At 34.0% G+C, this 24,765-nt stretch carries 21 protein-coding genes; 7 read left to right on the forward strand and 14 right to left on the reverse strand.

All coding sequences use genetic code 11. The annotated features are described in order from the left end of the window. Nucleotides 1-95 precede the first annotated feature (95 nt). From ABEB18_RS05470 to ABEB18_RS05490, 5 genes are all read right to left on the reverse strand, one after another. Nucleotides 96-1,586, reverse strand: a complete 1,491-nt coding sequence (locus tag ABEB18_RS05470) for an SGNH/GDSL hydrolase family protein (RefSeq protein ID WP_348798135.1) — start codon at nt 1,584-1,586, stop codon at nt 96-98. A 32-nt stretch (nt 1,587-1,618) separates the two neighbouring features. After that, the gene (locus tag ABEB18_RS05475) at nt 1,619-4,456 is read right to left on the reverse strand and encodes a carboxypeptidase-like regulatory domain-containing protein (RefSeq protein WP_348798136.1); all 2,838 of its coding nucleotides are present in this window, start codon (nt 4,454-4,456) and stop codon (nt 1,619-1,621) included. Between the two features lie 307 nt (nt 4,457-4,763). Next, nucleotides 4,764-6,611 carry a glutamine--fructose-6-phosphate transaminase (isomerizing) gene (gene glmS / locus ABEB18_RS05480; protein ID WP_348798137.1) on the reverse strand — a complete coding sequence of 616 codons (1,848 nt, stop codon included), beginning with the start codon at nt 6,609-6,611 and terminating at the stop codon, nt 4,764-4,766. Nucleotides 6,612-6,631: 20 nt separating this feature from the next. After that, nucleotides 6,632-8,254: a BamH family beta-barrel-assembly machinery protein gene (gene bamH / locus ABEB18_RS05485; RefSeq protein WP_348798138.1), complete on the reverse strand. Its 1,623-nt coding sequence runs from the start codon at nt 8,252-8,254 to the stop codon at nt 6,632-6,634. Nucleotides 8,255-8,276: 22 nt separating this feature from the next. After that, the gene (locus ABEB18_RS05490) at nt 8,277-9,083 is read right to left on the reverse strand and encodes a glycogen/starch synthase (RefSeq protein ID WP_348798139.1); all 807 of its coding nucleotides are present in this window, start codon (nt 9,081-9,083) and stop codon (nt 8,277-8,279) included. Nucleotides 9,084-9,190: 107 nt separating this feature from the next. Between ABEB18_RS05490 and panC the strand changes: the two genes are divergently transcribed. The 5 genes from panC (at nt 9,191) to ABEB18_RS05515 (ending at nt 15,125) form a co-directional block, all read left to right on the forward strand. Continuing rightward, the gene (gene panC / locus ABEB18_RS05495; protein WP_348798140.1) at nt 9,191-10,039 is read left to right on the forward strand and encodes a pantoate--beta-alanine ligase; all 849 of its coding nucleotides are present in this window, start codon (nt 9,191-9,193) and stop codon (nt 10,037-10,039) included. Between the two features lie 5 nt (nt 10,040-10,044). After that, complete coding sequence (gene panD, locus ABEB18_RS05500) at nt 10,045-10,395, forward strand: aspartate 1-decarboxylase (protein ID WP_348798141.1); 351 nt, start codon at nt 10,045-10,047, stop codon at nt 10,393-10,395. An 88-nt stretch (nt 10,396-10,483) separates the two neighbouring features. Beyond that, nucleotides 10,484-11,749 carry an alpha/beta hydrolase gene (locus ABEB18_RS05505; RefSeq protein ID WP_348798142.1) on the forward strand — a complete coding sequence of 422 codons (1,266 nt, stop codon included), beginning with the start codon at nt 10,484-10,486 and terminating at the stop codon, nt 11,747-11,749. Between the two features lie 2 nt (nt 11,750-11,751). Then, nucleotides 11,752-13,116, forward strand: coding sequence for a DNA repair protein RadA (gene radA / locus ABEB18_RS05510; protein ID WP_348798143.1), 1,365 nt, complete (start codon nt 11,752-11,754; stop codon nt 13,114-13,116). Between the two features lie 38 nt (nt 13,117-13,154). Next, nucleotides 13,155-15,125 (forward strand): transglycosylase domain-containing protein, encoded by a 1,971-nt coding sequence (locus ABEB18_RS05515; protein ID WP_348798144.1) that lies wholly within the window; start codon nt 13,155-13,157, stop codon nt 15,123-15,125. Between the two features lie 113 nt (nt 15,126-15,238). On the opposite strand, the gene ABEB18_RS05520 is transcribed toward ABEB18_RS05515, so the two are convergent. Further along, complete coding sequence (locus ABEB18_RS05520; protein WP_348798146.1) at nt 15,239-16,276, reverse strand: NADP(H)-dependent aldo-keto reductase; 1,038 nt, start codon at nt 16,274-16,276, stop codon at nt 15,239-15,241. Nucleotides 16,277-16,526: 250 nt separating this feature from the next. Between ABEB18_RS05520 and ABEB18_RS05525 the strand changes: the two genes are divergently transcribed. Further along, nucleotides 16,527-17,003 (forward strand): VOC family protein, encoded by a 477-nt coding sequence (locus ABEB18_RS05525; protein WP_348798148.1) that lies wholly within the window; start codon nt 16,527-16,529, stop codon nt 17,001-17,003. Between the two features lie 269 nt (nt 17,004-17,272). Here the strand turns inward: ABEB18_RS05525 and ABEB18_RS05530 are convergent, their stop codons facing one another. Both ABEB18_RS05530 and ABEB18_RS05535 read right to left on the reverse strand, forming a co-directional pair. Then, a complete protein-coding gene (locus ABEB18_RS05530) occupies nt 17,273-18,211 on the reverse strand; it encodes an OmpA/MotB family protein (protein ID WP_348798149.1) in 939 nt (312 codons plus the stop codon). 99 nt (nt 18,212-18,310) lie between these two features. Next, nucleotides 18,311-19,072 (reverse strand): exodeoxyribonuclease III, encoded by a 762-nt coding sequence (locus ABEB18_RS05535; protein WP_348798151.1) that lies wholly within the window; start codon nt 19,070-19,072, stop codon nt 18,311-18,313. A gap of 196 nt (nt 19,073-19,268) precedes the next feature. On the opposite strand from ABEB18_RS05535, the gene ABEB18_RS05540 reads away from it, so the two are divergent. Next, nucleotides 19,269-21,071, forward strand: a complete 1,803-nt coding sequence (locus tag ABEB18_RS05540; protein ID WP_348798153.1) for a GNAT family N-acyltransferase — start codon at nt 19,269-19,271, stop codon at nt 21,069-21,071. A 194-nt stretch (nt 21,072-21,265) separates the two neighbouring features. On the opposite strand, the gene ABEB18_RS05545 is transcribed toward ABEB18_RS05540, so the two are convergent. The 6 genes from ABEB18_RS05545 to ABEB18_RS05570 all read right to left on the reverse strand — a co-directional run bounded on the left by ABEB18_RS05545 (nt 21,266) and on the right by ABEB18_RS05570 (nt 24,746). Beyond that, on the reverse strand, nt 21,266-22,069 hold the full coding sequence (locus ABEB18_RS05545) for a M48 family metallopeptidase (RefSeq protein WP_348798155.1): 804 nt from the start codon (nt 22,067-22,069) through the stop codon (nt 21,266-21,268). After that, on the reverse strand, nt 22,053-22,502 hold the full coding sequence (locus tag ABEB18_RS05550) for a hypothetical protein (protein ID WP_348798157.1): 450 nt from the start codon (nt 22,500-22,502) through the stop codon (nt 22,053-22,055). The genes ABEB18_RS05545 and ABEB18_RS05550 overlap by 17 nt, the downstream gene beginning before the upstream one ends. After that, nucleotides 22,499-22,909 (reverse strand): DUF2752 domain-containing protein, encoded by a 411-nt coding sequence (locus ABEB18_RS05555; protein WP_348798159.1) that lies wholly within the window; start codon nt 22,907-22,909, stop codon nt 22,499-22,501. Before ABEB18_RS05555 ends, ABEB18_RS05550 begins: the two co-directional genes overlap by 4 nt. Nucleotides 22,910-22,912: 3 nt before the next feature. After that, nucleotides 22,913-23,251 carry a TM2 domain-containing protein gene (locus ABEB18_RS05560; protein ID WP_348798161.1) on the reverse strand — a complete coding sequence of 113 codons (339 nt, stop codon included), beginning with the start codon at nt 23,249-23,251 and terminating at the stop codon, nt 22,913-22,915. Nucleotides 23,252-23,424: 173 nt separating this feature from the next. Beyond that, nucleotides 23,425-23,703 (reverse strand): TM2 domain-containing protein, encoded by a 279-nt coding sequence (locus ABEB18_RS05565; protein ID WP_348798163.1) that lies wholly within the window; start codon nt 23,701-23,703, stop codon nt 23,425-23,427. Between the two features lie 92 nt (nt 23,704-23,795). After that, complete coding sequence (locus tag ABEB18_RS05570) at nt 23,796-24,746, reverse strand: 2-hydroxyacid dehydrogenase (RefSeq protein WP_348798165.1); 951 nt, start codon at nt 24,744-24,746, stop codon at nt 23,796-23,798. Nucleotides 24,747-24,765 lie beyond the last annotated feature (19 nt).

A 24,765-nucleotide genomic window follows, 5' to 3' on the forward strand; every position in this document is an offset into this window, starting at 1 on the left:
TAAACTATCAAAACAGCTTATTTTACTTCAAAAAAGCACAAAAACCACCTAGTATAAAACTGGTGGTTTCTAAGAAACTAATTGTAATTTTAAAATTATTGCATAGAGGCTGGAAACAAACTTTGATATTGAGCCAAATCAACATCTTTTACTGTGGCTCCAAATTTTGCATTTATAGCCTTAATAAAAAGATTTGCAATAAAAGCATATCCTCTTGGTGTAGGATGGATACCGTCTAATGAGAAAGCTCCTCCTGTTGCATAAGAAGCTGTCATTTGATAATTACCAAAACGAATACCTGTTAGAGCCAATTGTTCCATTGCTGTTTTTGTATCGGCCACAGCCAATCCTTTAGCTTCAGCAATTGAAGCAATTGTTTTATTATAAGCATCTGTTGCAACCATCACAGATTTCACCTCTTCTTTTGTTAGTATCCATTGATCTGCCAATGGCACCGAAACTCCATTTATTTTTGTTGCATCACCTCCAACTGTTGTCCCTATAAAAGTTCTTGCCGTTAAAACTACTAGATCCTCTTTGGTAACTTGTCTATAAGAGGGCAACTTATAAGCCGACAGATCTGTCAAATAACTATCAACAATAACAACCGCATTATTTCCTGCAGTAAATTTAATAGTTCTTTGAGTGGCTTCTTCGGCTGATAATAATTTGTTCTGAACCATTGCCTGCAAACCTGCATTATACTGCGCATAACCTGCATTTAGTTGATCCGCAGTAGTTGCGTCTAACGGAACTGGATTGTAAGGAACTGTTGTAAAATAGGGAAGAGTAGTGATATAAGGTAAGTTTGCCACAACTCCTTTAGCTCCGTTTGCAGTCAAATTTGTTACCAACGAACTATACACACTTGCAAAAACATTGGGATCTGTTATATCATTTGTTCCATAAGTAGAAGGATCTAAATTCCCTGTTTGATCCACACCAACACCTCCAGATGTCGCATAGGTCAAAACATCATTTCCTCCTATAAATAGAGAAAAAAAAGTTGGAGCTTGCACCAAAGCATCTGCTAAAACTGTAGTAGTGGCCGATGTAGCAAAGCGAGCAAAGTACGGATTCGATTTACCTGACACAACTCCCGCAACACTACCGTAACCCGGAGCTACCAAATGATAACTTTTTGCACCTGGAACACCTAAGTTATTAAATGGCCCTACTTGATGATCTAGAACTTCTGTTGTTGGGACTCCAGAAACAGAACCCACAATTGGCGAACCCGCTACTGACAATCCAAGAATAGCCAACCTAGGACCAGCTATCACATTCCCATTCAATAAAAGCCCACCAATGTTATCCGCCATCATTGGTGTTTTAAAATCACCACCACCAGCCGCTACAAATTGCTGCGCCAATATATTTACATATGAATTTTCCTGACCTGCTTTAAAAAGAGCGCTATCACTATAACCAGCCGCAAACGAATCCCCTAACGCAACATATTTAGTAAAAGAAGCCGACCCTGAAGTTACTGGAACTTCAACTTGATTTGAATCTTCATCATCGTTGTTATCACATGCTACAAAGCTCAAAGAAGCCAATAGTAGCCATTTGAAATTTTTTATCATACTTTATCTTTTAAGTTTTTAAACCTTATTTTTTAGGGATTAATAGTCAATGAAGCAAACCATTGTTGTCCAATTGAACCTGCACCAATTACCTGTATGTAATCTTTTCCTCCAATATTTGTACCTCCTACTTTGAACAATAATTTATATTGCGGAAGCGCATAATTAATTTGAGCGTCAAAAACCGTTGTTGACGGAATCATACCATCTGCAAATGACGATTGCCATAAATATTCCGAATTCCATCTAACATTCGTATTGAATCCAAAATTTTTAAACAATTTTGAATTTCCTAATGTAGCCTTAACTCTATGCTTTGGAGTATTGAATCCAGTTACAAATCCTGGATCTTCAGCTTGATCAAAATCCAATTGAGAATAATTGTAATTAACTCCTAATTCAAAATCTTGGTACACTTTTTTAGAAACTCCAGCACCAAAACCTAAAGAAGAAACATCGGCAGTAGTATTAGTATATACTTGATAAATTCTTCTGTCACTTCTAACCAAAGCATACACTGGACTTAACGGATCCAACAAATCAACAGACGAATTAACATTTCCATAATACACCCCTGCTACTCTTGAAGTATTCAAAAAGTGATTATATTGATTATAATACCCATTAATATCAATTGACAAGTCATTATTTATAACCGATCTATATCCTATTTCATAAGCTTTAACCTCTTCTGGACGAACTAAATTAACATTTGCTACTTGCAATAATGCCGCCGCTCCCGCCACATCTGAAGGATTTGCACTCAATGCAGCACCAAATGCTTGAACAGAAGCTAATGTATATGAATTATCATATGCGTTTCTACCATCCATTGCAACTGTCGCATTTGCACCAACAGCTTGTGCTGCTGCACTCACATTTAAAATTTCTGAGAAACGAGTTAAGTTTTCTGAAGCAGAACCAATTAATGCAAAAGGCCCTAAATCAAGTCCAATATACTGATCTTGTGTAGTTGGATTTCTAAAACCTGTTTGATAAGACGCTCTGAAATTATGATTTTTTTGTTTCCCTGCAGAATACACAAAGGAAACTCTTGGCGAGAAATTACCATCAAAATTCTGACTCTTATCGTAACGAATAGAAGCTGTTAACTTTAATCTATCCTCCATAAAAGTCTTAGTTCCTTGTGTATAAACACCATACTCATTATAACGAATTGGACCATCATAATCGGTAAAAATTGAGCCACTAGAATTCATTTCATATTGACGAGCAGATCCTCCAACTTGGAATTCAGCAAACTTAATTAAATCTCTAAAATTGTAGTTTACATCCGAATGATACAATTTAGATTGATCGGTAAATTTTGCCCCTTCGGTCAATTCAGGATTCGCTTTTACATTATTCAAAGCAGAGATAAATTCTGGTGAACCTGGCTCAAATCGAACACCTCGTGGAGCAGATGGATTTGCAGGATCAATATTTGGAACTAAATTTAACCCTGGAGACACATTGGTATCAGCAAAAGTTCTTGCATAATTAGCAGCTTCATTTGGATTTAACCCTAATACTGCAGAAGACAACTGAAATGACCTTGCATAATCAGTAAACCAGTTAGTATCCGACTTTGCCAATCTCTGAACATTCCAACCTGCAAAACGCATATCATAAGAATCACCTGCATCTTCATTAGTCATATAAGCTCTTACGAAAAAGTTTTTCCCTTTTGCTTCAATTTTAGTTTGACTCATAAAAAAGTCATTCAATGCATACCTGTTAGCCCCTTGGTAAATAGTATTCCCAATACCTAATTTATATTGAAAAATAATTTCCGTATCATTTGCCCAAGGCTTAAAATGCAAAGAAAAATCTGCTTTTACACTATTTACCTTATTATCATTTAAATCTTTTTCACGATAACCAGTTCTACTTACTTGACCGACATTAGTAATGAAGGTTGTAACCTCGTCACCATAAATATTCAAACCATCATAGTTTTGATTACCATTATGACCAATAGCTCCACCTGTCATACTTCTGCGATCATCTGCAATCCATTCGGTAGCACGCATATAATTAAAATTAGCCTTGACTGCAAAATGCTTTGTAAAAGCGGTAGCTGCTCTAATTCCCATATCAAAATAGTCATTAGTTCCAGCAACATCCTGAGACGTTTGCCCATACTTTACATAAGTACTAATTCCTTGATTCAAAAATGGACTTTTACTATTCATAAACAAAATACCATTAAATGCATTGGCACCATACAAAGCAGAAGAAGCTCCTGGCAAGAGCTCAACACTTGCGACATCTAAATCCGAAAGTCCGACAAGATTTCCTAAAACGAAATTCAAAGCTGGAGAAGAATTATCCATTCCGTCCACCAATTGCATAAAACGAGTGTTCCCAACAGCGGCAAATCCTCTAGTATTAACCGTTTTAAAAGAAATACTACTGGTATTAAACTGTACTTCTTTTAAATTTTCTATTCCATCATAAAAAGTTGGAGCGGTAGTAGTTTTCACTTGTTGAATCCCCATTCTTTCTATTGTAACAGGTGATTGCAAGACTCTTTCAGGCGCTCTTGAAGCCGAAACCACAATTTCGTTTAATTTAGTTTCTTCTGCATTTAAATTCACCATAATTTTTTGAGAGTACGATTGAACCTCAATAGTTACCGATGAAAATCCAACAGCAGTAACTTCAATACTAAAAGGAACCGATTGATTGGTTATCAATGTAAATGATCCATCATACTCAGAAATTGTCCCATCCTTGGCACCAACAATTTTGATATTGGCTCCTGGAATAGAATGATTGGCTTGATCCACAACAACTCCTTTGATAGAATTTTGCGCAAAAGATATACCGCAAAAAAACAAAGCTAAAAAAAGTAAATACAATCTCATTTGGTTAATTTTTATGATAGGTTAATGAAGCCAAATTACATATATTTTTTAATTATTGGTAACATTATCAAAAATAATTAAAGAAATTATCATAAAAATAGACATATAAATAACAATACAATATTTTAATAAATCGAATAAATATTCATAAAATATTATATTATTAATACAATTTACTATGCATACATAGCAAATTTGCAATTATATTCAATAAAACACTAAAATTAAATGCATTTGTAAAAAATTTGACACATAAAAAAAAGCGAGAATCACTTCTCGCTTTGTAATAAAAAACCTATGTTTTGTTTTATTCTACAGTAACGGATTTTGCCAAGTTTCTAGGTTGATCGACATTACATCCTCTCAAGACCGCAATATGATAAGATAAAAGCTGTAAAGGAATAGTAGTAATCAATGGAGATAAAGCATCTGATGTTTCAGGAATTTCGATTACATAATCAGCTAATTCACGAACTTGAGTATCACCTTTGGTCACTACAGCTATAATCTTACCGCTTCTCGATTTAATTTCCTGGATATTACTAACTATCTTATCATAATGTCCTTGTTTTGGAGCAATTACAATAACCGGCATTAATTCATCTATTAAAGCAATAGGACCATGTTTCATTTCGGCCGCTGGGTAACCCTCAGCATGTATATATGATATTTCTTTTAGTTTTAAAGCTCCTTCTAATGCTACAGGAAAATTATATCCGCGTCCAAGATACAAGCAATTTGGAGAATCTTTAAATACAGTAGCAATTTCAAGTGCTTTTGAATTTGTTTCAAGAGTTTCTTTTACCTTATCAGGAATAATTTCCAATTCTTGAAGATAAGTACGGAAATCTGTTTGCGAAAGAGTTCCTTTAGCTTTTGCCAAACGCAATGCCAACATGGTCAATACAGTTATTTGTGTTGTAAAAGCTTTTGTCGAGGCAACTCCAATTTCTGGTCCAGCATGCGTATAAGCTCCTGCATGTGATTCTCTTGAAATAGAAGAACCCACAACGTTACAAACCCCAAAAACGAAAGCACCATTATCTTTGGCCAATTTTATAGCCGCCATAGTATCAGCAGTTTCACCTGACTGTGAAATTGCTATTACAACATCTTTACTATTGATTATTGGATTTCTATATCTAAATTCTGAAGCATATTCTACTTCTACAGAAATTCTAGCAAACTCTTCAATAATATACTCCGCTACTAATCCTGCATGCCAAGATGTACCACAAGCAACAATTATAATTCGATCAGCATTCAAAAACTTTTCTAAATTATCTTCGATTCCAGCCATTTGGATTAAACCATCATTTGCATGTAATCGTCCTCGATAAGTATCTCTAATAACGTTAGGCTGCTCATAAATTTCTTTCAACATAAAATGATCGTAACCTCCTTTTTCAATTTGCTCCAAATTCATTTGAAGTTCTTGAATATAAGGATCAACTATCGAATCATCTTTTATTTTACGGACTTTCATAGGCTTATGCAACCTAATGTTTGCCATTTCGCCATCCTCAAGATAAACAGCATTAGTAGTATATTCTATAAAAGGAGAAGCATCTGAAGCAATAAAAAATTCACCTTCTCCGATACCAATTGCCAATGGACTACCTAGTCTTGCAGCAACTATTTCATTTGGGTTTTTTTTATCAAAAACAGCGATTGCATAAGCACCCACTACTTGATTCAAAGCTATCTGAACTGCTTTACCCAACTTCAGTTTTTCATTTTTCTGAACTTCTTCAATTAGATTAATCAAAACTTCAGAATCAGTATCCGATATAAAATTATATCCTCTTTTTTGTAGCTCTTCTTTTAAAGGCGCATAATTTTCGATAATTCCATTATGAATAATCACCAAGTCTCCTGAATTTGAAACATGAGGATGAGAATTCACATCATTTGGTACACCATGCGTCGCCCAACGTGTGTGTCCAATACCAATAGAACCATTCAAACTTATACTATTTTGAGCCTTAACTTCAAGATCTGTAACCTTACCTTTTGTTTTAGCTAATTTTACAGAATCACCATCATACAACATCACCCCAGCACTATCGTACCCTCGGTATTCTAATCGTTTAAGTCCTTTAATTACTATAGGATAGGCCTCTCTATGACCAATATACCCAACAATTCCACACATAGTTTATTTGATTAGTTTGATTAATTAGTTTTTGTATAATAGATATCGAATTTTATTCGTTTATTATAATTATCATCATTAGATGGAATATTATTACCAAAAAGTATCGCTCCCAAAGGATTCATAACAGAAGCAAGAGGCGCCATTAACGGAAAACCAGTAGTATCTCTTAGATAACTGAAGCTATTTATACTAATACTTTCAGTGACCACCAATCCCAAATCCACGTTTTCAGCTTCTATGTCATTTACAAGATTCCTAATATGATCAGTTATCCTAAATTTATAATAATATCCTCCCCCATTAGCATCAGTATCCTTAGCAAGAATACCACCAAAAACGAACTTATTATTTTTCGGATTTACCCCTACAGTGACATCACCATAATCTATTAAAACTTTATTATTTGTAAAATCGTACAAATAAATTCTTTGCGGAACATAGCTAGTTCCCATAGCATCTGAATTCAAATAAAAAGTCAACTCCGCTTGATTAATGAGATAATTATTAGATCTAATAATATCCAATTCATCAGGGACTTCATTTGGAGCACCACTAATTCCATCTGCACCAAATTTATCTTCTCCAAAAAGTTTTATGATAGACATAGACCCCTCACCTCCTTTAAGATACAAAACAGCATCACCATTTACATCATCAATATTACTAGGATTAGTGGCATCAGCATAACCAGAGTCGGTAGTGGTTTGATCTAAAAAACTTACTGTATTTCCAGTCAAATTTATCACTAATGTTTTTTCAGTCTCAACTTCATCAATGGTTTCAGTATAAGTAAGTGTAATAGAACCTCCTTTGAAATTAATCATGGCCATATTACCAGGGGTTGCCCCTATAGTTTCTATATCAAAAAACAAACCTCTGAAATAATCCTTGAATGCAACATCACTTGCCAATACATCTTCAGAAGCTTTTAATATTTTTTCCTCAAAAAAATCTTTATCAAGATTTAATTTCATTGCAGGTGCTGATCTTGTAGTAGTTTCTTTACCATCTGTAGTAGTAGTTACCACATGCTCAGCAGCATCAAAAAAGAAAGCAGAATTTTCAGCTGTATTTGTACTATTGTTTAATAGAACATTTTTCTTTACAGCAGCAAATTCAGAAAATTGATTGGTATAATATCGTTGAGCATTAGTAAACTGATCAGACGGATCCAAGTCTCTCATGTAAAATCCAGACTCATAAACACTCAATTTCATTTTTGCATTAGCTGGACCGTAGATAGAGTCCAACACATATGTACTAGCTCCTGTATCTGAATCTAAAACCGTTTTTGAACTATCATAAAAATAAGGGATTGACAATACTGCACTTTTAATTTTGGCCGATTCATCTATGTCTGGACTATAAAGCGCAAGGGACATTTGTGTAACAAAAGTAGCTTTAGTAGTACCAAAAGATGGATTATTATAAACCCCCAAGGCGTTAATAGCCATATTATTAGACTGAATAGGACCAAGCTTCTGATTATAGGAAACGACAGAAAACTCAGCTTTTTTAATATCAAAAGAATTTTCGCCTATAAGATCTACTCCAGCTACATTAAATTCTTTATCACACGAAATAAAAAGAACAATAAAAAAAGTTAATGAAATTATTTTAAAAAAATTATTTTTTGGCATATTTAACTTGTAATAAATTGATTTACAACAACATATTTTTATAGAATTCAGTATAAGAAACTGAAAATTCATCTTTAAATTTCAAAGGTAGAAAAGGTTTACCTGAAGATTCTATAAATTTTGTTAAACTTGGCGAAACACCATCTGAAGCAATAATCACGGCATCAGAATTGCGGACAGTTGTTTTCATAATGTTTTCATAATTGGGAACTTCCAATTCTGATATTGCATCATTCGGAATACCATCAAACTTTACTTTATCAATCATACTGTTATCCAAAGTACAATCAAAAGATTGACCATAAACCGAAGTCACTATTTTTGTATCCGAAAACAATGCTTCATTTTTGTAGTAATGTTTCATGTACACTGGCAACATTGCTGCCATCCATCCGTGCACATGTATAATATCTGGAACCCAATTTAATTTTTTTACTGTTTCAACAACTCCTTTAGCAAAAAAGATTGCGCGCTCGTCATTATCAGGATACAAAACACCATCTTCATTTGCAAATGTAGCTTTTCTCTTAAAATACTCTTCGTTGTCAATAAAATAAACTTGAATTCTTTCTTTAGGTATAGAAGCAACCTTGATTATAAGAGGCATATCCAAATCATTAACCACTAAATTCATTCCCGAAAGTCTAATCACTTCATGTAATTGATGTCTTCTCTCGTTAATATTTCCATACCTCGGCATAAATATTCTAATTTGCCCTCCCTGATCATTAATCATTTTTGGCACGTCATAAGACATTAATGACACCTCATTTTCAGCGAGATAAGGAACAACTTCAGATGATACGTACAATATCCTCTTATCTTTCATAATATAAATTGATTAATTATTGGCAATTAAAAACAGGCAAAATTACAAAATTTTATGCAGTTATTGACTAAAATATTAAGTTTGCACTTTATTTAAACAAAATGGGCATGCAAATTTTCTATGGAAAAAAGGCTTTAACGGACTATCTAAGTTCAATAAAGACAACAAAATCAACAATAGGTTTTGTCCCAACTATGGGTGCTTTGCACAAGGGTCATCAGTCGTTAATGACCCAATCTACTGCAGAAAACGACATTACTGTTGTAAGTATTTTTGTAAATCCAACACAATTTAACAATCCAGAAGATTTAGAAAAATATCCTCGTACACTTGACCAAGACGTCCTCAAAATTGCCGAAATAAATTCGGACATCATTATTTTTGCTCCAACTGTCGATGAGATGTATGAAGGAAAAACCTTATCCGAAAAATTTGATTTTGATGGATTAGAAAATAAAATGGAAGGCAAATTTAGGCCTGGTCATTTTGATGGAGTGGGCACGATTGTAAAACTTCTTTTCGAAATAGTACAACCTACACGAGCTTATTTTGGAGAAAAGGATTTCCAACAAGTCCAAATAGTAAAAAAAATGGTTACCAAAAATCAATTGCCCGTAACCATCGTAATGTGCCCTATTTTAAGAGAAATCAACAACTTAGCTATGAGTTCTCGAAATGAACGCTTATCTTTGCAGGCTCGAGAAGAATCAAGTTTGATTTATAAAATATTAATAGGCGCTCAAGAAAAATTTAAAAAGCATAGCGCACAACAAACAACTCAATGGGTTCAAAATCAGTTTGAAAAAAATAAAAATTTCACTTTAGAATACTTTGAAATTGCAGACGGGGCAACACTATCTACCTGCATTAAAAAAAATAAAAACAAAACTTATCGAGCATTTATTGCCGTTTTTATCGACAATGTCCGCTTAATAGACACTATTTCATTAAAATAAATACCATGCACATTCAAGTTGTAAAATCAAAAATTCACCGAGTAAAAGTCACTGGAGCCGACTTAAATTACATCGGAAGTATCACAATAGACGAGGCATTATTAGAAGCATCAAATATAATTGAAGGAGAAAAAGTATCAATTGTCAACATCAATAACGGAGAACGTTTTGACACTTATGCAATTGTAGGAGAAAGAAATTCAGGAATAGTTACCTTGAATGGTCCAGCAGCAAGAAAAGTACAAAAAGATGACATTATCATTATCATCTCTTATGCTACTTTAGAATTTGAAGAAGCAAAATCTTTCAAGCCTTGGATAGTCTTCCCTAATGAAAGCGACAATTCTTTGACCTAAAAATTGTTATTCCCTATCTCCCAAACTACAAATAATTGTTTATATTGCTTCCTTCATACGCTATATAAACAACCAACAACTTAACCACATGAAACACTTATTAACAATATTATTTGTATTTTTTTCTATTAGTAATTTCGCTCAAATAAAAAAAATTGCTTTTGATTCTGAAAAACTAAAAGAAAAACGAGAGATATACATCTCATTACCTCAATCTTACGAAAAAAACAAAGACAAACAATATCCCTTAATAGTTTTACTGGACGGAGATTACCTTTTAAATCCTTTTGTTAGCAACTTACAATACGGCTCTTACTGGGATGAATTGCCAGAAGTCATAATTGTAGGGATTAGTCAAAGTAAAAACGACCAACGTTTGATTGATTGTGGTGTAGATCCGGTTACAGGTATGCCCGACGGTAAAAGCATCGATTTTTTTGACTTTATATCATTAGAACTTGTGCCAATGGTTCAAAAAGAATACCGTACCACCAACTTTAAAATCATTGCCGGTCACGATACCACTGCTGCTTTTTCAAATTTCTTTTTATACCAAGACAGATCGTTATTTAATGCCTATATCTCATTAAGTCCAGAATTACCACTTAACATGGAAGATAAACTTCCTGAAATAATAGCATCTTCAAAACTTCCAATTTTTTATTACCTATCGACAGCCGAAGGAGACGAAAGTAAGATGCAACAAAGAATTAAAAAATTGGATTCTGACTTAAGTACCATCAAAAATCTTGACTTTAATTATAAATTTGAAAATTTCAGTGAAACCTCACATTATTCACTTGTATTAAAATCAATACCATCAGCTCTGTATCAGATATTTTCTGCCATACAACCGATATCTGTTCATGAATACAATACAAAAATTGCACCTCTAAAGGAAGGATATGTTGAATATTTAAAAAGAAAATACGATATCATCGAAAATTCATTTGGAATCAAAACACCAATTCGAATCAGTGATTTTAAGGCAATTGAAGCCGCAATCTTAGCCAATAAAGATTATAACGAATTAGACGCTCTTGCCATTCTTGCCGATAAAAGCTACCCTAAAAGTATGTTAGGCGATTATGAATTGGCCATCATGTTTGAGAACAAAGGAGATAATCCGAGAGCCGTTCGTTATTATATGTCAGGATTTAACAAGGAAGAAATTGCCGACTTGACCAAAGACATGATGTATGCAAAAGCAGAAGAATTGAAAAAGACCTATGCCAAAAAACCTAAAATCAAAGGAAAACCAGGTCAAGATGTCTCAACAAATACCGAAACAGTTGCCCCAGCAAATGAAGAACCAACATCGGACAGCCCAGTTTCTGAAGATCCAAAAGAATAATAATGGCTGCTAAGGTAAAAACAACTTTCTTTTGTCAGAATTGCGGAGCTCAATTTGCTAAATGGCAAGGGCAATGCAATTCGTGTAAAGAGTGGAACACAATCGCCGAAGAAATTATTCAAAAGCAAGAAAAAGTTGCCTGGAAAAGTGATGCTTTACCAACAGGAAAAGCACCTAAACCATTACGAATCACCGAAATTGATAGCAGCGAAGAAATTAGACTTGACACCACCGATAATGAACTAAACAGAGTTCTGGGTGGCGGAATTGTTCCTGGTTCTTTGATCCTTTTAGGAGGTGAGCCTGGAATAGGAAAGAGTACACTTTTATTGCAAATTTCTCTTAAATTACCATACAAAACCCTTTACGTTTCGGGCGAGGAAAGTCAGAAGCAAATCAAGATGCGTGCCGAACGAATTACCCCTAATTCCGATAACTGCTACATTCTTACCGAAACCAAAACGCAAAACATATTCAAACAAATCGAATCTATTCAGCCCGAAATTCTCATTATAGATTCAATACAAACTTTACATACCGACTATATCGAATCTACCGCTGGAAGTATCTCTCAAATTAGAGAAACAACAGCCGAGTTGATCAAATTTGCCAAAGAAACCAATATACCAGTAATCTTAATTGGACATATTACCAAAGATGGTACGATAGCGGGGCCCAAAATATTAGAACACATGGTCGATACCGTTTTGCAGTTTGAAGGTGACCGAAACCATGTTTACCGTATTTTGCGTTCGCTAAAAAACCGTTTTGGCTCTACTGCCGAAATTGGGATTTATGAAATGCTTGGAAGCGGATTACGCGAAGTTTCCAATCCATCGGAGATATTGATTTCGCACAAAGACGAAGAGTTGTCAGGAACTGCTATTGCAACAACACTTGAAGGAATGCGCCCATTGATGATTGAAATACAATCTCTGGTAAGCACTGCAGTTTATGGAATGCCACAACGAAGCACTACGGGTTACAATGCCAAAAGGCTCAATATGATTTTGGCTGTTTTAGAAAAAAGAGCAGGTTTTCGATTGGGAGCCAAAGACGTTTTCCTAAATGTAACAGGAGGAATTTCGGTAGATGATCCTGCAATAGACTTAGCAGTTGTTGCCGCTATTTTATCATCCAACGAAGATATTCCTGTCGAAAAAGGGGTTTGTTTTGCTGGAGAAGTGGGACTTTCAGGAGAAATTAGACCAGTAAATCGTGTAGATCAACGCATTCAGGAAGCTGAAAAACTAGGCTTTTCGACTATTTTTGTATCTAAATACAATAAAATAGCACTAAAAAATCCGGGTATAAAAATTCAGTTGGTAGCCAAAATAGAAGATATTGCCAGTCAGTTGTTTGGCTAATTCCTTTAATTAATTACAATATTACTTTCTTTCATAATATGAGAACTAATAAACAAAAATGGCTTCTAGCTTCCAAAATTTTTGGAATTTTTATAGCAGTAATTATAATTGGTTTTCTAGTTTTTAGAGATGAACTTTTGGATCAAGCCATTGACAAAACCACAACCACAATGAAACTTGATTACAATAGCGATTTTATTGTAAAAAAAGCTTCTTTTGATGGTTTGTCAGGAATAGAAATGCAAGAGATTACTCTGGCTCCTCATAAATTGGATACCATTCTAAAAATTCAAAAAATTAGAACTAGCATTAATTTATGGAAATTATTGATTGGCGATGTACAACTGGGTACGCTTGAAATAAAAAATGGTTATGTTCAATTGACCAAAAAAGGCAAGATCAAAAACTTTGCTGCCTTCTTAAAAAAAGACAAAAACGAGCCAAAAAAACCTGATTCTAAAAAAGACTACGCTGAATTTGCCTACCGAATTATATCCAAACTCCTCAATTTGGTTCCAACGGATATGACACTCGAAAATTTAGTTTTTAAAATTAATGATGATGGCAAAAAAACCACAGTAAACATCAAAAAATTAACATTATACGAAACCAAATTAAAAACAGCAATCGAAGTTAAAACCAACACATTTTCACAGAGATGGAGAATAAATGGTATTGCTGATCCGAGAAACAAAAAAGGTGATTTGCGTTTTTTTAATATCGATACTGGCGCTATTAAAATGCCTTATTTTGATGAACGCTACAATTTAAAAATGAGTTTTGACTCTATTCGATTTAATCTTCAAAAAGTCGAAATGAGCGGTGGCGAATTACACTTGGACGGGTACAGCTCTATAGCTAATTTGAATATTAACCATAAAAGAATTGCTAAAAAAAATGTCACTATTAAAAATGCTCGTTTTGATTACCGATTCCTATTAGGTTCTGATTTCATCTCTATTGACAGTAGTTCAACTTTTCAATTCAACAAAATTAAAATACATCCTTATTTATCATATAATACCGAAGAGGATACTGTTTACAAAATGAAAGTTAACATCCCAAAGATGAAAGCTCAGGATTTTATCACTTCGCTTCCTGATGGTTTGTTCACCCATTTTCAAGGCATGGAAGCCACTGGGAATTTTGATTACAAATTGGATTTTATGTACAATAAAAACAAGCCTAAAACCATTGTTTTTAATAGTACTATCAACAAACACAATCTTAGAATAACCAAATACGGCAATGCTAATTTAGCAAAAATGAATGGTGAATTTACCTATAGAGCCATTGATAACGGTGTCCTGCAACGTCCTGTTTTTGTTGGAGCCAGTAATCCGTATTACACACCTTTGGATCAAATTTCACCCTATTTACAAAAATGTGTGTTAACCTCCGAAGATCCCTCTTTTATGTCGCACCGAGGTTTTATCAACGAAGCCTTCAAACAATCAATCCTTAAAAATATTCGAACCAAAAAATTCTCTCGCGGCGCCAGCACTATCAGCATGCAATTGGTTAAAAATGTTTTTCTAACCCGAGAAAAAACGCTATCCAGAAAACTCGAAGAAATTCTTTTGGTTTACATCCTCGAAAACAACCGAATAACTTCTAAACAAAGAATGCTGGAGGTTTATTTCAACATCATAGAATGGGGGCCAAACATATATGGAATAGGTGAAGCAGCCGAATTTTATTTCCAGAAAAAACCCGCCGATTTGAATGTTCGCGAATGTTTATTTTTGGGTTCTATTATCCCCAAACCAAAAAAATTCATGTGGCAATTTGACCAAGAAGGTCTTCAAAAAGCCTATGCAACCAAGCAACAAGACTTTATCCGAAATTTAATGTTCCGTCGTGGTTTATTAGTCCCAGAAGATACTATCGGACTATCTGCGCCAATAACCCTTACAGGACGTGCCCATTCATTATTGAACATCAAGGCAAAAGACACCATTGTAACAGATTCTATTGAAGAAATCGACTATAATGATTTTGAATTATAAATAGAACACCCCCACTCTTCATGGTTCTTATGAAATTCTACTTCTATCCGTTGGAAGTGTAAATGAATAAAATTTCATTTACACTCTTACAGATTTTTTTAGGAGTAAATTATTTACGGAGCTGGATCTGGAATCACAGTATGAATGTTATTAATTTCTTTTAAAATTTCTTCGGTCAAAACCACATCAATTGTATTAATATTCTCTTGAAGTTGTTCTAATGTTGTTGCTCCGATGATAGAACTGGTTACAAAAGGTTGCTGCAACACAAAAGCCTGAGCCATTTCTGTCAGCGTCAACCCGTGTTTTTGAGCAATTCCCAAATATTGTTTGGTTGCTTCAGTAGATTTAGCACTGCTGTATCGTGAATATTGAGGAAACAAACTTAATCTTGAATTAGGGTACTTTTCTCCAGATAAATATTTCCCAGACAAAACGCCAAACGCCAATGGAGAATAAGCCAATAGTCCCACATTTTCGCGAATAGAAACCTCAGCTGAAGCATTTTCAAACAAGCGATTGAGCAACGAATATGGATTTTGAATCGTTTTGATTCTAGGCAAGTTGTTGTATTTACTTTCTTCTAAAAGACGCATAACCCCCCAAGGATTTTCATTCGAAACTCCAACATGTTTAATCTTTCCTGCTTTGATTAGTCCGTCTAAAGTTTCCAATACTTCATGAAAATTATCTTCCCAAGCATCCTCCTGTACTTTGAGCCCTCGTTGCCCGAAACAATTCGTTTTGCGTTCCGGCCAATGCAGTTGATACAAATCCAAATAATCGGTTTGCAAACGTTCTAAGCTCTTATCTAAAGCATAACGGATACTGGCTGGTGAAAAATCCAACTTATCTCGCATATATCCAAAATTAGGATTTGGCCCTGCTATTTTAGAGGCCAAAACTATTTTGTCTCTCTTTCCCGTTTTTTTTAACCAAGAACCAATGATTTTTTCTGTGCTTCCGTAAGTTTCTTGTCTGCTCGGAATAGAATACATCTCGGCAGTATCAAAAAAATTAACTCCCCTTTCGAGCGCATAATCCATTTGAGCATGTCCCTCGGCTTCGGTGTTTTGCTGCCCAAAAGTCATAGTTCCAAGGCATATTTTACTGACTTTGATATTGGTATTGGGTAAAGTAGTGTATTTCATTTTCTTAAAAGTTATTGAGTTACTGAGCGGCTAAGAGCCCAATTTTTTCTGAAAACAAAGATAAAATTACTTATTTGGTTTTGATTCTATATAACTAAAATTTAACCCTCCTTTCAATGTTTGCCGTTGTTTTTGAACCATTAAGTTATTGAATTTCTTAATTTTGAAAGAACTATTAAAAGCAACTAAACACATACAGTTCAGTAAGTTGCGAATATTTAACTTTATTAACCATCAAAAATCCAATAGTATGAACAATCAAAAAATCACTCCTTGTCTTTGGGTTGAAAAAGATGCTAAAGCAGTTGCTGAATATTATCTTTCCATATTTAAAGATGGTAAACTTAAAGATTATCGATTATTTGAAAACATGCCTTCAGAAGACGGCACTGGCAATTCAGGTAGTTTTGAAACTGCTGTACTGGAACTAGCAGGAATTGAATTTTCTATTCTTGCTGCTGGACCAATGTTTAAATTCAACGAAGCCATATCGCTTGTGATCAATTGCAAAGACCAAGAGGAAGTGGATTACTATTGGGACTCCCTTACTACTAACGGTGGCGAAGAAGGAGTTTGTGGTTGGTGCAAAGACAAATATGGTTTGTCATGGCAAGTTGTACCAATTGAATATTTTGAATTAATTCATAGTAGTAATTCAGCAATAAGAGAAAAAGCAATTTTGAACACATTTAAACAAAAGAAATTAATCCTTTCGGAACTTAAATAAAGTTAACCATTTTTGGCTAAAGCCATTCCTACATATTAATTCCTTTTCTCCAGCTAAAGCTTGAGCCAATTCAATTTGGGGAAAATTCAACTCAAAAAATATTAACTAAAGCTTGAGCCAATTCAATTTGGAGAAAATTCAACTCAAAAAATATTAGCTAAAGCTTGAGCCAATTCAATTTGGGGAAAATTCAACAAAAAAGGTTCATACCTACGCAAGAACCTTTTTAAAAATTAGCAACTTAGTTACTCAAACCTAGCAACTTAACATCAAAAATCATTCAACATTTTCGAGATTTCATCCAATTTTGGCGTCAAAATAATTTCGATTCTTCTGTTTTTAGACTTTCCTTCGGAAGTAGTATTACTTGCTACTGGTGCATATTCACTTCTACCTGCCGCAGTGAGATTTTGTTTATTTATTTTACTATTCTCTCCTAAAATAGTTACAATTGCCGTAGCACGTTTGGTCGAAAGATCCCAGTTATCTGCTATTGGTCCAGATCCTGCATATGGATCATTATCGGTATGGCCTTCTATCAAAACTGTGATGTCAGGATTATCACCTAATACTTTACCTACTTCAACAACGGCCTTTTTACCTTCACTTCCGACAGCGTAGCTACCAGAATTGAAAAGCAATTTGTTTTCCATAGAAACATATACTTTCCCATTTTTTTGTTCTACTGTCAAACCTTTACCTTCAAATCCATTTAAAGCATTCGAAAGCGTTTCTTTTAACTTTTTCATACTAGCTTCTTTGGCAGCGATAAGATCCTCCAATTCTTTCAAACGTTGAGCACTTGCATTCAATTTTTCTTGTTCAGCTGCCAATGCCTTGGCTTTAGCATCTAATTCTGCCAATAAATCACGATTTTTTTTCATGTTAGCTTCCAATGCTTCGTTACTGTTTTTTTCCAAAGCAGCATAAGAATCTTGCATTACTTTCATCTTATTCTTGGCTGCTTCATAATCGGCTTGCACTTTGGCAAGATTAGAATTAACGCCATCTAATTTCTTTTGCAATGCATCTTTTTCAGATTCTAGTTGCTTCTTTGAAGCCAATAAGGCAGCATTTTCATCCGAAATGTTTTGATTTTCTTTTTTCAACTTAGCATATTGTGCTTCGAGATCATTGTATATTTTCTTGGAAACACAAGAAGTACTTAATGCGGCTATTAAAAGTCCGATTGAAATTTTTTTAATCATTTTTAATTTGATTTAAATATTTGTATGAATTTGAGATTCGCTCTACAAGATTGAAATTGTCTTATCCTGTTCTAATTGTTTCGAAATAGTAACTTTTATTTACTCTACCTCAACCAAAATCGGACAGTGATCGGAATGCATTGCATCTGGAAGTATAACGGCTCGTTTGAGTTTATCTTTTAAAGAATCACTAACCAAATTGTAATCGATGCGCCACCCTTTATTGTTCCCTCTTGCTCCAGCACGGTAACTCCACCACGAATATTGGTGAGGTTCTTTGTTAAAATGGCGGAAACTATCCACAAAACCAGATTTCATGAATTTGTCTAACCATGCTCTTTCTTCGGGTAGAAAACCAGAAACGTTCTTGTTGCGAATAGGGTCATGAATATCAATAGCTTCGTGGCAAATGTTATAATCACCACAAATAATAAGATTAGGCACTTCTTTTTTTAACTCATCTATGTACTTCTGAAAATCATCCATATACATAAATTTATGACTCAACCGATCAATATTAGTTCCTGAAGGCAAATACAAACTCATTACAGAACAATTATCAAAATCGACACGAAGATTGCGACCTTCAAAATCCATATGTTCAATACCTGTTCCGAAAACGACATTTTTGGGTTCTATTTTAGAAAGAATTGCAACACCACTGTAGCCTTTTTTGGTAGCAGGATAATAATATTGATACGGATAACCAGCAGCTTTTATATCGGAAACTGGAATTTGATCTTCTGTTGCTTTAATTTCTTGCAAACAGATAACATCAGGATTGGCTTGCTGCAGCCATTGTAGAAATCCTTTGGTAATGGCGGCACGAATACCGTTTACATTGTAGGAAATTATCTTCATTTGTTTCAGTTTTTTTCCAAAAACAGTAAATAGCAATCAGCTTCTTCAAAACCAATTTTTTACGAAAATTTTGGAAGATTAATTTTTTGTGGAAACCAAAAATAGTAAAAAGTAAAAAGATTGATTCAAAAAAAAAGAATAAAAAAATGTACTATTTTGCTATCTTTGTCTCTTGCTCAAAAAAGATATATTATAGATGGGTTTAGTTACTGCAAAAGAAGTAGCAAAAGCAATAAAGACTGATAAGTACGGGATTTTAGGTACTTTTTCGGGTTGGTTATTGATGCAAACTTTGAAAATTTCGACTTTAAACAAAATATATGATCGAAACAAGCATTTGAAAGAATTACCTTTCTTGAATGCTATATTGGATGAATTCCAAATTAAATTCGAAATTCCTGAAGAAGATTTTAAACGTTTACCAAAAGACGGCGCCTATATCACCATTTCAAATCATCCACTAGGAGGAATTGACGGAATATTATTATTGAAATTAATGCTCGAAAAAGAACCTAATTTCAAAATCATCGCCAATTTTTTACTCCATCGTATTGACCCGATGAAGCCGTACATCATGCCAGTAAACCCTTTCGAAAACCATAAAGATGTAAAATCTAGCGTAGTTGGGATTAAAGAAACACTTCATCACCTTAGAGACGGTAGGCCATTAGGAATGTTTCCTGCCGGAGAAGTCTCTACTTACAAAGACGGAAAATTTGTGGTAGATAAAGCTTGGGAAGAAGGTGCAATCAAGGTGATTCGTAAAGCTCAAGTTCCTGTTGTCCCAATTTATTTTCATGCCAAAAACAGTCGCTTATTTTATTTGCTATCCAAAATAAGCCCGACTCTTAGAACGGCAAAACTTCCGTCAGAATTACTGACTCAAAAAAATCGTGTGATAAAAGTACGTATCGGAAAACCGATTTCGGTTGCCGAACAGAACGAATACGAATCGATTGAGGAATATACAGAATTTTTAAGAAAGAAAACCTATCTGCTAGCAAACCCTTTTGAGAAAGAGACTCCTTTCTTGAATGCTAACAATTTGAAACCTGCTAAAAGTCCAAAACAAATTGTTACCGCTGCCAGTCAGGAAAAAATCATTAAAGAAATTGAAACTTTAAGAAAAAACAACGACCGTTTTCTACAAAGCAAGAATTACGAAGTCTTTTTCACCAAAGCCAAAGAAATTCCAAATGTATTGCACGAAATTGGGCGTTTAAGAGAAATTACTTTTAGAGAAGTTGGCGAAGGAACTAATGAATCTATAGATATTGACGCTTACGACAAATATTACAATCATATGTTCTTGTGGGACAATGATGCTCAAAAAATAGCTGGAGCATATAGAATGGGACTTGGTTCAGAAATTTATCCTAAATATGGAATCGAAGGTTTTTATCTTACTGATTTGTTCCGTTTTGAACCTGAATTACACGATATGCTACATCATTCTATCGAAATGGGACGCGCTTTTATCGTTAAAGAATACCAACAAAAACCAATGCCTCTTTTCTTGCTTTGGAAAGGTATTATACATACAACACTTCATCATCCAGAACACAAATACCTCATCGGCGGAGTGAGTATTAGCAATCAATTTTCTGATTTCTCTAAATCATTGATGATTGAGTTTATGAAATCTAATTTCTACGATCCGTATATTGCGCAATACATTCACCCTAAAAAGGCTTTCCGAGTAAAACTTAAAGATGCCGACAAGGATTTTATTTTTGATGAAGCCGAAGCTGATTTGAATAAATTTGACAAACTGATAGACGAACTAGAACCTGGTTCTTTACGTTTGCCCGTTTTCTTTAAAAAATACATCAAACAGAATGCTCGTGTTGTTGCATTTAATGTCGATCCTTTATTCAATAATGCGGTCGATGGATTAATGTACATTAGAATCGCTGATCTTCCCGAAAGTACTGTAAGACCCGTGATGGAAGAATTTCAAGCTGAATTGGAACGTAAACTTTCTGAAAAAGAAGATTAAAATCAATAAACTATTTTTTCAAGCATAAAAAAAGAGGCTGTCCTAAAAGTCCTATTTTGTCATTCCGAATTATTTCGGAATCTAAAAAACAAATGATAATCAAGCGTCTAAAGAAGCTGAAACAAGTTCAGCTTGACAAGATTATGTCTTTTTGGACAGTCCCTTACTTTTTTATATTCATCATAAACTCCAGATTACTCTTCATACTCTTTTACAGCTTCCTTAAAAGCCTTCCATTCTGTCTGGTTTAAAAAAGTTTTTTTCTCTACTTTCTGCCCTTTAATGTATTCTAAAATGTACTTGGCTCTTTCCTCAGATTCTGGATGAGTGCTCACCCAAGACAATGCATTGGACAACTCACCACCATCAAAAGACATTTCATATAAAAAATCTGCAAAAGGTGCTGGATCTATTTTGGCTTTCAACATATATTCTACACTGCTAATATCAGCCTCTCTTTCGAGCGAACGGTCGTAAGCCGATGATGATAGCGTTTGCATAATCTCTTTAATTACAGTCGCATTTCCGTTTCCTGTAGTTAAAGACATAATCACCGAAAAACCAATTTCTTTGGATAGTTTTTTCATCACATGTCTTTTTTCTATATGAGCAATCTCATGTCCTAGAACCCCTAACAAAGCTTGTTCGTTTTTCGAAGCCTCGATAAGTCCAGAATAGACTACCAAATGCCCATCTGGTAAGGCAAAAGCATTAATTTCATTTTTCTTAATAACATGAACTTTTAAACTGTCACGCTCAATATCATTCTCTTCGCATAATGGTTTCAATAACTTATCCAGTGTTTTGGTAATACTATCGTTGACAATTACATCTTCCTTTTTTTTCAATTCATTCCAAATCAAATCACCAACACTTTTTTCGGCTACACTCTTTGCGCGATCAATTTTAAAGAAACTAACAAAATCGATTTGAGACAATAATAACCATGTTCCTAAAAAACAAAAAACTAATAGTAACCCTCTAAATAGTGCTTTCATAATTAGTCTTACAGATTAAATTAGTAATATCTGAGAAAAAAAACATTTCGATATGAATACCTTTTCTGGTTTGTGTAGCCATATACAATGTGAAGAAGAACTCGATTAAATTAAAACTAATTACAGTGATGATATAGCCAATATAATAATTAGTCATTTCTCCTTCATTAAATAAAATCGAGATTGTCCACCAAAATCCAATGGTATTACAAAAAAACATACCCAATTGCGCCAAAAGTGCTTGGGTGCAATGCCATTTTACAAAAAGAGTACTATTTCTATTTCCAAAGTAAAAGAAAATAGATGCCAGCAAATTCATTATGGGTAAGGGTAAACCACAAAGCACAACAACGAGTGACATAAGATAGCTATTAGAAGCTCTTTCTAACTCACTGTCATAAGGTTTATAATTAAATCTTTCTATTGCATTCATAAGTGTTTGTATATATTCCAAACCCAATTGATAATGACTAAAACAATCAAGGGTATGGCAATTTGTTTCTTTTTGATGTAGTACTCTACTTTAAGATAAAAATTATAAAAGGATTGTCTATTTGTAATCCAATCCCAAACAATCCAAATTGGCGAAACAATCATAATGGCTGCAACTAATATTCCAAAAGGATTTAGCCACAATGACTTTGAAATTTCTCCATTAAATAAATGCGAAACGGCTCTTGTTGAACCACACGAAGGGCAAGGATAACCAGTTACTCTTTTAAAAACGCATACTGTCATATCCAAATCTGAATGATGTACCACAGATTTAAAAAAAAGTAACCAGCTATAACCCAAAAAACAAGCTGTTAAAATGAGTAAATAAAGCTTGTTTTTTGTCATTTTTTATAGGAATGCATTATTAAAAGCAATTGCATTTTTTTCTCTTGTTGCACCTTGTATCAAAAACCAATCGACAATAGCCCAAATCATAAAACCTCCACAAGTAAGCAATTTTCCAACTCCCATTCCAGTATCCCCGATATAGAAACGATCTATCCCATAGGCACCAGCAAAAATAGAGATTAATAATGCTGTAGTTGGGTCTTTAAATTGAGTTAATTGCAATCGAGTCCATTGATTATCATCTAAACTTAATAATTTCTCTCTGATTTGTGGCAGATGATGTCCTTCAAAATACTTAGCGTTCATCATCATGTACATGTCAACTTTTTGTGAATCCATTATAATAATTTGGTTTTTAGGTTAGGTCCTACTCTTTTTTGGATTTTCGGAAACTCCATGATTTTGCTAATATATGATTTTAATAGAAAAGCCTTATACAATAAATGACTTAATTGTTTTATGGAAGAAATTATAAATACAAAAAAAAATCCCGAAAACTCGGGATTCATTTTTTAAAACCATCCTTTATGACCGACTTGATAAATCTGATAAAATTCTTCATCAGACTTGGTCAGATAAATAATGCCTTCTATAAATGGGATTATGCTTCCAATTCCACAACTAAAGATTGTAATGGCTAATTGTATCAATCCCTCTTTGGTATATCCTAAAATAAATTTATGCACTCCTAAATATCCAAAAATTAAAGCCAAAACACCTGCTAAAATTTTCTTGTTCTCTTGAGGAAGTGGTTGAGGCACATTCCAATGCTCTTGTTTTGAATTTTCCATAGTAGATTGTCAGTTTAATTGTTAAAATAGGATCCTAAATTATAAAAAATATAATTATTCCCTATTTTTTAAACAGTTAAAATCTTACACCACTATTTAAAATCATATAAAGCCTTAATTTTATCAACAATTACTTGTGCTAATCGCTCGTGGCTTTCAAAAGTCCAACCTGCAATATGGGGTGTCAAAATCACTTTTCGATCGTTTAACAAATATTGAAAAGCCTCTGGTGTATTTTTGTCTTTAAAAAGATTTTCAAACGAAAGTTTTTCGTATTCAAGAACATCCAAACCAGCTCCGAGTACTTTACCTGATTCCATAGCCATAACCAAATCAGCAGTCACAATATTTTTTCCTCGCGAAGTATTGATAATCCAGATGTTATTAGCGAAAGCGTTAATAAAATCCAGATTTACCATTTTATCAGTTTCTGGAGTCCATGGGATATGCAGACTCAAAACATCTACTTTTTGTTGAAATTCCTCAAGTGTAACCTGTCTAGCATTGGCATCGCCAACATTTTCTAGAATATCATAGCATAGAACTTCAACATCAAAACCACGAAGTTTTTTGCCAAATGATTTTCCCATATTTCCATAACCGATAATCCCAACGGTTTTTCCATCGAGTTCGTGACCTCGATTTTTTTCACGATTCCATTCTCCAGAACGGATTTCGCTATCGGCAATATTTAATTTATTAAAAAGAGATAAAATCATTCCTAAACTGTGTTCAGCAACTGCATTTCGATTTCCTTCTGGAGCAGCAATAAGAGCTATATTTTTGGATGCTGCATAATCACAATCTATACTTTCTAATCCAGCGCCAACTCTAGCGATAAATTGTAAATGGGTTGCTTTATCCAAAAACGTTTTATCAATTTTAAAACGGCTTCGAATAACAATACCTTGATAATCTTGAATTTTGCTTTCGATTTCTGATTTGGATGAAGTAAAATCGGCATGATTTACAAAACCAGCCTGCTCTAATTGTTCCCAAAGCAAAGGATGATTACTATCGATATGAAGAATTTTTATGTCCATAATTTAGGATATCTATTTT

Source organism: Flavobacterium adhaerens (assembly GCF_040045115.1).
Taxonomy (GTDB): Bacteria; Bacteroidota; Bacteroidia; order Flavobacteriales; family Flavobacteriaceae; genus Flavobacterium; species Flavobacterium adhaerens.